The organism is Demequina soli (assembly GCF_000971195.1).
GTDB lineage: Bacteria > Actinomycetota > Actinomycetes > Actinomycetales > Demequinaceae > Demequina > Demequina soli.
On record NZ_BBLZ01000002.1, the window covers coordinates 441,490 to 451,650 of the forward strand.

A 10,161-nucleotide genomic window follows, 5' to 3' on the forward strand; every position below is an offset into this window, starting at 1 on the left:
GCGCGAAGTGCATCGTTGGAGCGCTCCCAGCCGGGTGGGTGTGTGGAACGCGGTCGGAGACGACGCGTGCCGCGGCCCGCCGCTACAGCCGCCCGGCCGACTTGAGCGCGAGGTAGCGGTCGCAGACCGCGGGCGCGAGGTCGTCCGGCAGGGCCAGCACCACCTCGGCGCCGAGCTGGCGCAGGCGCGTCGCGACCGCCTCGCGCTCGAGCAGCGCCCGGGCCGCCGCGCCGGCGCCGTAGAGCGCGTCGACGTCGCCGCGGCCGTCGAGCAGCGTGCCGAGCTCGGGGTCCTCGACCGAGCCCACGAGCACCTGGTGGCGCCGCTGCAGCGCCGCCACCGCCTCGATCAGGCCCGAGTCCATCGCCGACGTGTCGACCGTCGTGAGCAGCACCACGAGCGCGCGCTGCGACACGCGCGACTCGACGAGCCGGACGAGCGCGGGCCAGTCGGGCTCGAGCAGCGACGGCTCCACGGGGGCCAGCGCGGAGGCGAGCGCGGCGACCACTCCCGCCCCTCCGCCGGCCGCCGCGCGCGCCTGCTCCGCGCGGTCGAAGGCGGTCGCCTGCACCCGGTCGCCGGCGTGCGTCGTGAGCGCGGCGAGCAGCAGCGCCGCCTCGATCGATGCGTCGAGGCGCGGCGCGTCGCCCACCCGCGCGGCGGACAGCCGCGCGCAGTCGAGCGCGATGACCACGCGGCGGTCCCGCTCGGGACGGTAGGTGCGCACCACGACCTCGCCGCGGCGCGCGGTGCCGCGCCAGTCGACCGCGCGGACGTCGTCGCCCACCACGTACTCGCGCAGCGAGTCGAACTCGGAGCCCGCGCCCTTGAGCCGCACGGCGGTCCGGCCGTCGATCTCGCGCAGGCGCTGCAGGCGCGACGGCAGGTGGCGCCGCGAGGCGAACTCGGGCAGCACCCGCAGGCGCGCCGGCACCTCGAGCGAGCGCTGCCGCCCCGCGAGGCGCAGCGGCCCGAACGTGCGCACCGTCACCGGCCCGGCGGCCCGGTCGCCGCGCCGTGTGGGCCGCAGCATCGTCCGGAACGATGCGGACTCGCCGGCCGCAAGAGCGAACGCATGCCGCTCGCCGGTCGCCCCCGCCGAGGGCTGCCAGGCGTCCCGCACCGCCCCGCGGACGCGGCGCCGGCCCACGTTGGCGACGACGAGCCGCGTGGTCGCGGCCTGCGACAGCCGCACCGACGCGGGCGCCTCCCGCCGCACCCCCACCGAGGAGGTGCGCGGCGCGAGCCACGCGTCGACCGCGGCGAGCGCGGCGACGCCGAGCAGCCACAGGACCGCGACGCCGCGCGACTGCGTGAGGGCGGCCGGGACCGCCCCGAGCGCCGCGAGCGCGACCGTCCAGCCGGTGATGTGCATGTCAGCGCGGCACGGGCACGGCGGCGAGCACGGACGTGAGCACGGAGATCGCGGTGACGCCCTCGAGCTCCGCCTCGGCGCGCACCCGCATGCGGTGCGCGAGCGTCCACGCGGCGAGCGCCTTGACGTCGTCGGGGGAGACGTACGTGCGGCCGCGCATCCACGCCCACGCGCGCGCCGTCTGCATGAGCGCGGTGGCGCCGCGCGGGGACACGCCGAGCGCGACGGACGGAGCCTCGCGCGTCGCGCGGCAGATGTCGACGATGTACGCGAGCACGTCGTCGGCGACCTCGACCGCCGCGACGGACGCCCGCGCGGCGTCGAGGTCGCCGATCGAGGCGACGGGGCCCACGCCTGCGGCCGCGAGGTCGCGCGGATCGAAGCCGGCGGCGTGCCGGCGCAGCACGTCGGTCTCGGCGTCGCGCGCCGGCATCGGCACCGTGAGCTTGAGCATGAAGCGGTCGAGCTGCGCCTCAGGCAGCGGGTAGGTGCCCTCGTACTCGACGGGGTTCTGGGTCGCGATGACCAGGAACGGGTCGGGCAGCGGGCGCGCCTCGCCGTCGACGGTCACCTGGCGCTCCTCCATCGCCTCGAGCAGCGCCGACTGCGTCTTCGGGGGCGTGCGGTTGATCTCATCCGCGAGCATGAGGTTCGTGAACACCGGCCCCTCGCGGAACGAGAACGCCGCCGTGCGCGCGTCGTACACGAGCGATCCCGTCACGTCGCCGGGCATGAGGTCGGGCGTGAACTGCACGCGCTTGGTGTCGAGGTCGAGCGACGCGGCGAGCGCGCGCACCAGCAGCGTCTTCGCGACTCCCGGCACGCCCTCGAGCAGCACGTGGCCGCGGCACAGCAGCGCGATCACCAGCCCGGTGACCATCTGGTCCTGGCCGACGACGGCCTTGCCCACCTCGGTGCGCAGGCGTCCCAGCGCGTCGCGCGCGGCGGACGATGCGTCGGTCGCCGGGGCGGCCGCGTCCGGCTCGGGCGTGGAGGGGTCCGCAGTGGCGGTGGTCGGGGTGGGGTCGGTCACGGTCGGTGAACCTCGCTTTCCAGGGTGTCGAGCTCGGAGATCAGGGTGAGAAGGGCCGCGTCGTCCGCGGGCGGGGGTCCGTAGAGCAGGCGGTCGACGTCGACGGCGGGGCGGCCGGAGGCGCGCGCGACGGCGCCGACGAGCGCGTCGCGGCCGTCCGCGCGGCCCACGCCGAGGCGCCGGCCCATGCGGAGCGCCGCCGCGGCGCGCAGGGACGCCCCCGCCCGGCCCGCGGCGCGGGCGCGCCGGTAGAGCCGGGCGCGGCCGCGCGTGGCCTCGGACGCGCGCACCACCACGGGCAGCGGCTCGCGCACGAGCGCGCCGAAACGGCGCGCCCGCCAGAACGCGGCGACGAGCGCGGCGAGCGCGAGCGCGTAGAGGGCGGAGCCGGTGCCGGGGGGCATGAAGTCGGGCAGCGCGTCGACCGAGCTCGGCACCCGGCCGGGCACGTCGCCCGAGCCCGAGCCCGACCACGTCGGCAGGGTGGGGTCCAGCCCGTCGGCGACGTACCAGACGGCCTGCGCGTGGCGGCCGAGGGTGCGCACCGCGAGGGCGGCGTCGCCCGCGTCGGCGAGCTGGGCGTTGGTGACGATGCCGCTGGAGGCGATCACCGTGACGGTGCGGGTGCCGTCGGTGACGCGCGCGAAGGCCCCGGCGCCGGAGCGCCCGATGAAGCACACCTCGGTGGCGTCGGTCGCGACCAGGCCGACCAGGTCGACCCGCGCGGTGCCGGCCGCGACCGCGTCGGGGTCGGTGCAGCCCGACCGCACGGTCTCGGGCAGGTAGACGGGCTCCTCGGTCAGGGGCAGCCCGAGCGCGGCGAGCGCGCCTCCGGACTCGCCGAGGAGCACGAGGTCGCCGGGGTACTCGCGCAGCGCGGTCGCCTGGCCCGCGGTGAGCTGGGACGGGTTCGCGATGACGAGCGTGGTCGCGGCCGGGTCCTGAACGGCGGCGCGCGCGAGGCGGTCGACCTGGCGCACCTCGACCCCGTGGCCGCGCAGGATCTGCGCGACCGCGCGCGCGCCGGTGGGCGTCGAGTTCTCGGTCGACAGCGGGTCCACGTCGCCGGCGCGGGTCCCCAGCACGAGCGCCGCCACGACGGCGACGAGCAGCGCGAGCGCGACGATCCCGAGCCGGTTGCGGCGCAGCCGCTCGCCGAGGCCGGGGCCCATGTCGGCGGTGACGAGGGCGGGTCCGGCCGTCACGACGGCGACCCGGCGTCCACCCGCGGCCGCGCCGCCGCGCACGCGCGGGTCGTCTCGAGGGCGTGCGCGTAGGTGGCCTCGGTGGCGGGGACGTGCCCGTAGCGGATCCCGTCGAACGCGTCCGCGTCGGCCGTCAGCCGCGTCGCGAGGGCGGGCAGCGCGCGCCCGCCGTGTGCGGCCGCCTCGGCCGCTGTGAGGCCCGCGGTGAGGGCGATGAGGTCGCGCTCGGCGAGGCCGCGGATGAGGGCGCGGTACTGGTCGAGCGTCGCGCCGGCCCAGTCGCCGGCGCGGGCGGCGGCCCGCGCGGCCTCGGCGAGGGAGTCCGCGCCGCGGTCGTCCGCGAACAGGCCCTCGGCGGCCCTCGCGGCGGCCCTGGTGCGGCGCATCGGTCCCACGACGAGCCACAGCACCAGCGCGACGGCGCCGACGGCGACCACGACCACCGCGATCGTGCCGAGGGTGCCGAGCGCGCCGCCGGCGCCGTTGCCGAGCCCGTCGAGCAGGCTGGAGAACCACTGCCAGACCCGCTCGAGCCACGAGGTGCCGCCCTGGCGGTACTCGTCCTTCGCGAGCTCCTCGACGGCCCAGCGGCGCGCGGCGTCCGCGTCCGGCGTGAGCGGCGGGGCGTCCAGGCTCACGCGCGCCGCGCCTCGGCGGCCTCCGCGAGGGTGAGGTCGAAGCCCTCGTTGCGGATGCGCAGGTCGATGAGGAGGAGCGCGAACAGCGAGCCCATGAAGGAGTACGTGAGGACATAGGAGACGACGAGGCTCAGCACGAGCGACAGCACGAACGCGATGCCCAGCAGGATCCCGTTGTCGGGGGCGGCGAAGCCGACCACGAGGCCCACGCCGCTGCCGAGGTTGCTCACCACGCCCGACACGGCGCCGATGAGGACCGTGGCGACGAACACGACGAGCAGCGACCACCAGAAGCGTCCCTTGAGGAGCCCGATGGTGCGGCGCAGCCCGGCGAACGTGCGGCGCTGCTCGAGCACGATCACGGGGCGCGCGATGCCGCCGACCAGCGTGACCACGGCTGCGGCCGGCACCGCCACGACGATCACGAGGAGCACCGACGCGACGATCGCCCCCGCGCCCGCGCCGTTCGCGACCGTGAGGATGAGCGGCAGCAGGCCGAGCGTCACGACGGCGAGCAGGCCGACGGTCGCCACGACGTACAGGAGCAGCAGGGCGCCGATGCGGGGGCGCACGGCGTGCCACGCGTCCGCGAGCCTGATGCGCTCGCCGAGGACGCCGCGCGCGACTCCCGGCGCGACGATCGCGCTCGACAGGACGTCCGCGAGCAGCGCGGCGACGAGCCCGATGACCAGCACCGCGATCGTGGTGCCGCCGAGGCTGAACGAGCCGGCCTGCGTGGGGTCGGTGAAGAGCAGCGACGCGTCGCGGAAGCCCAGCCACATGCCGACGGCCAGCAGCGCGGTCGCGCCGAGGGTGAGCAGCAGCGGCCCGCCGACCACGACGGAGCGGTTGTAGCGCATCGCGCGGAACGGCAGGCCCAGGAGGTCGCCGAAGCCGAGCGGGCGCAGCGGCATGAAGCCGGGCTGCCACGAGGCGGACGTGGGCGCGGCCGCGTGTGCGGCGGCGTACGGGGACGATGCGGCGGGCGCCGGGGGACCGGCGGCCCACCCGTCGGTCGGCGCGGGACCCCAGCCGGACACCGCGGCGGCCGGTGCCGGGATCGGCGGGCTATCAGGGGAGACGGGCGCGGGGGCGGCCCAGGCGGCGGCGTCGTCGCGGTCGTCCATGGCGTCCTCTCGGTGCGGTCCCGCCCATCCTGCCACGCGTTGCGCGGGCCGCGGCGGACCGCTCGGCATAATGGGTGCATGACGGCGAAGATCCTGGTGGTCGACGATGACCCCGCGGTGTCCGAGATGCTCGGCATCGTCCTGCGCGGCGACGGCTTCGAGACGGTGTTCTGCGACCACGGCGACGAGGCGGTGGCCGCGTTCCGGGCCACCAACCCGGACGTGATCCTGCTCGACCTCATGCTGCCGGGCCGCTCCGGCATCGACATCTGCCGCGAGATCCGCGCCGAGTCGGGCGTGCCGATCATCATGCTGACCGCCAAGTCCGAGACGGTCGACGTGGTGGTCGGCCTCGAGGCCGGTGCCGACGACTACGTGCCCAAGCCGTTCAAGCCGCGCGAGCTGATCGCCCGCGTCCGTGCGCGCCTGCGCCGCAACGACAACGCCACGCCCGCGGTGGTCCGCGTCGGCGACCTCGAGATCGACGTGACGGGCCACCGCGTCACGCGCGACGGCGAGATGATCCCGCTCACCCCGCTCGAGTTCGACGTGCTCGTCACGCTCGCCCGCAGCCCGGGCCAGGTGTTCACGCGCGAGGTGCTGCTCGAGGACGTGTGGGGCTACCGGCACGCCGCCGACACGAGGCTCGTCAACGTCCACATCCAGCGCCTGCGCGCCAAGGTCGAGAGGGACCCGGAGAACCCGGAGATCATCGTGACGGTGCGCGGCGTCGGCTACAAGGCGGGTGGCGTCGGGTCGTGAGGCCCACGCCCCGCTCCCTGTGGGCGAACCTCGCCAAGGGCCCGCGCCGGGTCTGGCGGCGGTTCCGCGGGTCCATCCTGCTGCGCGTCGTCGCGACCACCACGGTGCTCGGCCTCGGCGCGCTGCTGCTCATCGGCTACGTCATCAGCACGCAGATCCGCGACGGGCTGGTCGAGACCCGCGTGGACCGGATCCTGTCGGAGTCCGCGCGCGACGCGGCCGGCGCGCAGGAGAACGTCGACGCGTCGACCGCGGAGAGCCCGGGCGACCTCCAGCAGCTCGTCAACGACCTCGTCGACGGGCTCGGCACGGTCGGCGGCAGCTCGCGCGGCATCGTGCTCCTGCGCGACCCGTCGAACTCGTCCGGCGTGCTCCTCACCACGCCCGTGACCGATCCCGAGCTGGTGAGCATCATCACGCCCGAGATGCGCGCGGCGGTCGAGGGCGGCGCCGCCCAGTCGTGGCAGTACGTCGCGATGCCCGACACCGGCGACCCCGGCGTGGTGGTGGGCGTGCCGGTGACCGTGCGCGGCGCCGGCGACTACGAGCTGTACTTCGTGTACTCGCTCGCGGACGAGCAGGCGACGCTCGAGCTCATCCAGCGCGTCCTCGCGGTGGGCGCCGTCGCGCTCATGGCGCTGCTCGGCCTCCTCACCTTCCAGGTGACCCGGCAGACCGTGCGGCCCGTGCGCCAGGCGGCGCGCGTCGCGTCGCGCCTCGCGGAGGGCATCCTCTCGGAGCGCATGACCGTACGCGGCCAGGACGAGATGGCGACCCTCGCGCGCACCTTCAACGAGATGGCGGAGTCGCTCCAGCGGCAGATCACCCGCATGGAGGAGCTGTCGCGCCTGCAGCGGCGCTTCGTCTCGGACGTCTCCCACGAGCTGCGCACGCCGCTCACCACGATCCGCATGGCTGCCGACGTGCTGCACGATGCGCGCGACGGCTTCCCGCCCGAGGTGGCCCGCACCGCGGAGCTGCTCGACACCCAGATCGACCGCTTCGAGACCCTGCTGGCGGACCTGCTCGAGATCTCCCGCATCGACGCGGGCGCCGCGCAGCTCGAGTTCGAGGACATGTCCCTCGCGGACGTGGTGCGCGACCAGGTGGAGGCGATGGTGCCCGCGGCCCGCGGCCAGGGCGTCGAGCTGCGGCTGTGGATCGCCAAGGGGGACCACCTCGCGTCGATCGACCGCCCGCGGGTCGGGCGCATCGTCCGCAACCTGCTCTCCAACGCGATCGAGCACGCGCAGGGCGGGCCCGTCGACGTCGTCGTGGCCTCGACCAAGCGGGCGGTCGCGGTCGTCGTGCGCGACTACGGCATCGGCCTCACGCCGCAGCAGGCGCAGCGCGTGTTCGACCGCTTCTGGCGCGCCGACGCCGCGCGCGCCCGCACCATGGGCGGCACGGGCCTGGGCCTGTCCATCGCCCGCGAGGACGCGCAGCTGCACGGCGGCAAGCTCGAGGCGTGGGGCCTGCCCGGCAAGGGCGCGAGCTTCCGCCTCCAGCTGCCGCGGACGTCGCGCGGGCTGGGCCAGCATCCGCCGCTGCCGCTCGTGATCCCCGAGCCCGACTACGCGACCCGCGCCGAGCGCGTGCCGCTCGACTCCGACCGCAGGGAGGTGGCCCCATGAGGCTGAGGCTCGCCGCCGTGTGCGCCGCCGCGGCGCTCGCGCTGAGCGCGTGCGCGACCATCCCGACCTCGGGAGAGGTCAACGAGGGCACGGGCGAGGTCGACGGCGCCGAGCCGTTCGTGCCCTTCGCCGAGGGCCCCCAGATGGGCGACAGCGTCAACCAGATCGTGTCCGGCTTCATCCGCGCGACCGCGGCGGGCTTCGCCTCCGACTTCTCCGTGGCACGCGAGTACCTCACGGTGCCCGCGCGCGCCGACTGGGACCCGCTCGCGGAGGTGACCGTGTTCGACTCGGGCGCCCTCACGCCCGACTACGACGAGGCCGCCGGCCGCGTCACCTACTCGGTGCCCGTCGCCGCGTCGATCGACGAGGACGGGCGGATGCTCGAGGCCCAGTCGGGCACCCAGGCGCAGCTCGAGTTCCGCGTCTCCAAGGACGTCGCCGCGCAGTGGCGCATCTCGGGCCTCGAGGACGGCTCGCTGCTCGCCGAGGCGAACTTCAACCGCGTGTTCCTGCCCGTCACGCTCATCTTCGCCTCGCAGGACGGCAGCACGGTGGTGCCCGAGCTCCGGTGGCTGCCGGTGAGCAACGTCGCGACGTCCGCGGCACGCGAGCTGGTCGCGGGCCCGTCGCCGTGGCTGTCCAACGCGGTCACCACCGGCTTCCCCGAGGGCTCGAGCCTCGCGGTCGACTCCGTCGTGGTGACGGACGGCATCGCGAAGGTGCAGCTCGCGTCGCAGTCGGCGGGCAACGCCGACCAGCGCGCCCTCGCGGAGCAGCAGCTGCGCCAGACGCTCACCGCGCTGCCCGGCATCACGGGCGTCGACGTCACCGTGGCGGGCCTGCCGCTCGTCGCGCACACGCAGGACACGCTCGCCCCCGAGCCCGTCCCCGAGAACGTCGCCGCGGCCTTCGTCGACGGCCGGCTCGGCCTGTGGGACGGCGACCAGATGCGCGTGGTCCCCGACTCGGTGGGCGCGCTGCCCGCCGGCGCGGATGGCCTCGCGACCGGCTACAACGGACGCCGCGTCGCGTTCCGCGTCGGCGGCGACACCATCGTCCTGTCCGACGCGCTCGAGGGCGGCGCGGACTCGCTCGTGCCGGTGGACGATGCGGGGGAGGCGCAGGGCACGATGGCCACCACCACGCTCGTCGAGGGGGATCACCTGGTGCCCCCGAGCTTCGATCGCTACGGCTGGGTGTGGACGTCCGAGACGACGGAGCCGCAGGCGATCATCGCCGTCGACAAGGACGGGAACCAGACGTCCCTCGATGCGCGCTGGCTCGCGGGCCGCACCGTCCAGGAGGTGGTGCCGTCCCGCGACGGCGCGCGCGTGCTGGTCGTGTCCCGCGCCGGGGCGCAGACCGTGGTCGAGGTCGCCGAGGTGGTCCGCTCCGACAAGGGCGCGCCCCTGAGCGTGGGCGAGCCGCTGCAGATCGGCGCGAACATCGGCGCGACCATCGACGCGATCTGGGTGGACGACCTCACGGTCGCCCTGCTCGGCACGTCCTCCGAGAAGGGCGCGGCACCGCCGCTGTGGACCGTCGTGGTCGGCGGCCGCACCACGGAGGACGCCGCCGTCCCCGACGCCGTCGAGATCTCCGCCCGCCACGGCGACCGGTCGATCACGCTCGTGTCGAAGGACGGCACGGTCCGCGAGCGGGCCGGCACCGGCTGGTCGAGCATCGCGAGCGGCGTCTCGGACCTCGCCTACGCGGGCTGATGTCCCCGACCCGCGCCGGGGGCGGGCGCGTCCCCGGCGGGAAGCGGCCGCGGCGGCGGCCGGGGCGTGCCGCCGCACCCTGAGCGCATGGGACGGGGCGAGCCGGGCCCGCTGGGGCGGGTGGCGCGCCTCGTCGTGCCCGTCGAGTGCCCCGGCTGCGGCCTGGCGGACGTGCGCTGGTGCGACGAGTGCGAGGCCCCGTGGTGGGAGCCGCCCCTGCGCTGCGAGAGCGGCGCGGTGCGCCTGGGCGTGCTCGACCCGCCGCTGCCTGTGTGGTCCATCGCCGAGCTCGACGGGGCCGCCCACCGCATCGTCGCGGCGTGGAAGGACGCGGGTCGGCGCGACCTCGGGGCGCTGCTCGGGCCCGCGATGACCCGGGCGGCGCGGGAGGCGGGTGCCGCGCTTGCGGGGGCCCGCGCATCGTCCTCCGTCGCGGTGATCCCGTGCCCCGCGCGCGCCGCGCACACGCGCCGGCGCGGCGCGGACCTGCCGCTGCTGCTCGCGCGCGCGGCGGCGGCGGGCCTCGCCGATGCGGGCGTGGCCGCGCGGGTCGAGGCGGTCCTGGCGCCCGCGCGCGGGTCCTCGCGGGGCGCGGGGGACCGCGGCCGCTGGCGTGCCGGGGCGCCCGTGCTGCGCCGCCGCGCCCGTCCGGCGGGACCCGCC

At 76.3% G+C, this 10,161-nt stretch carries 9 protein-coding genes; 4 read left to right on the forward strand and 5 right to left on the reverse strand.

All coding sequences use genetic code 11. From position 1 onward, the window contains the following. Positions 1-82: 82 nt before the first annotated feature. The 5 genes from AOM04_RS05460 to AOM04_RS05480 are packed head-to-tail and all read right to left on the reverse strand — an operon-like array spanning position 83 to position 5,378. Entirely contained in the window at positions 83-1,375 is a 1,293-nt protein-coding gene (locus tag AOM04_RS05460) for a DUF58 domain-containing protein (RefSeq protein WP_062463489.1), read from the reverse strand. A 1-nt stretch (position 1,376) separates the two neighbouring features. Next, positions 1,377-2,408: an AAA family ATPase gene (locus AOM04_RS05465; protein ID WP_062463492.1), complete on the reverse strand. Its 1,032-nt coding sequence runs from the start codon at positions 2,406-2,408 to the stop codon at positions 1,377-1,379. After that, positions 2,405-3,613 (reverse strand): DUF4350 domain-containing protein, encoded by a 1,209-nt coding sequence (locus AOM04_RS05470; RefSeq protein WP_156160623.1) that lies wholly within the window; start codon positions 3,611-3,613, stop codon positions 2,405-2,407. The genes AOM04_RS05465 and AOM04_RS05470 overlap by 4 nt, the downstream gene beginning before the upstream one ends. Next, on the reverse strand, positions 3,610-4,251 hold the full coding sequence (locus AOM04_RS14480) for a DUF4129 domain-containing protein (protein WP_062463497.1): 642 nt from the start codon (positions 4,249-4,251) through the stop codon (positions 3,610-3,612). The genes AOM04_RS05470 and AOM04_RS14480 overlap by 4 nt, the downstream gene beginning before the upstream one ends. Beyond that, positions 4,248-5,378 carry a hypothetical protein gene (locus AOM04_RS05480; protein WP_062463500.1) on the reverse strand — a complete coding sequence of 377 codons (1,131 nt, stop codon included), beginning with the start codon at positions 5,376-5,378 and terminating at the stop codon, positions 4,248-4,250. The genes AOM04_RS14480 and AOM04_RS05480 overlap by 4 nt, the downstream gene beginning before the upstream one ends. 78 nt (positions 5,379-5,456) lie before the next feature. Here AOM04_RS05480 and mtrA point away from each other — a divergent pair, with 78 nt between their 5' ends. From mtrA to AOM04_RS14805, 4 genes are all read left to right on the forward strand, one after another. Continuing rightward, a complete protein-coding gene (gene mtrA / locus AOM04_RS05485) occupies positions 5,457-6,140 on the forward strand; it encodes an MtrAB system response regulator MtrA (protein ID WP_062463503.1) in 684 nt (227 codons plus the stop codon). Next, positions 6,137-7,774 (forward strand): MtrAB system histidine kinase MtrB, encoded by a 1,638-nt coding sequence (gene mtrB, locus AOM04_RS05490; protein WP_062463506.1) that lies wholly within the window; start codon positions 6,137-6,139, stop codon positions 7,772-7,774. Before mtrA ends, mtrB begins: the two co-directional genes overlap by 4 nt. Beyond that, entirely contained in the window at positions 7,771-9,498 is a 1,728-nt protein-coding gene (locus AOM04_RS05495) for an LpqB family beta-propeller domain-containing protein (RefSeq protein ID WP_082104410.1), read from the forward strand. Before mtrB ends, AOM04_RS05495 begins: the two co-directional genes overlap by 4 nt. 87 nt (positions 9,499-9,585) lie before the next feature. Next, positions 9,586-10,161 (forward strand): hypothetical protein (locus tag AOM04_RS14805; protein WP_062463510.1); only part of this gene is annotated, 576 nt, incomplete at its 3' end.

Bases quoted from the DNA above. Each gene is read 5' to 3' on its own strand.
- AOM04_RS05460 (WP_062463489.1), bottom strand. From the start codon at position 1,375: ATGCACATCACCGGCTGGACGGTCGCGCTCGCGGCGCTCGGGGCGGTC.
- AOM04_RS05480 (WP_062463500.1), bottom strand. From the start codon at position 5,378: ATGGACGACCGCGACGACGCCGCCGCCTGGGCCGCCCCCGCGCCCGTC.
- mtrA (WP_062463503.1), top strand. From the start codon at position 5,457: ATGACGGCGAAGATCCTGGTGGTCGACGATGACCCCGCGGTGTCCGAG.
- AOM04_RS05495 (WP_082104410.1), top strand. From the start codon at position 7,771: ATGAGGCTGAGGCTCGCCGCCGTGTGCGCCGCCGCGGCGCTCGCGCTG.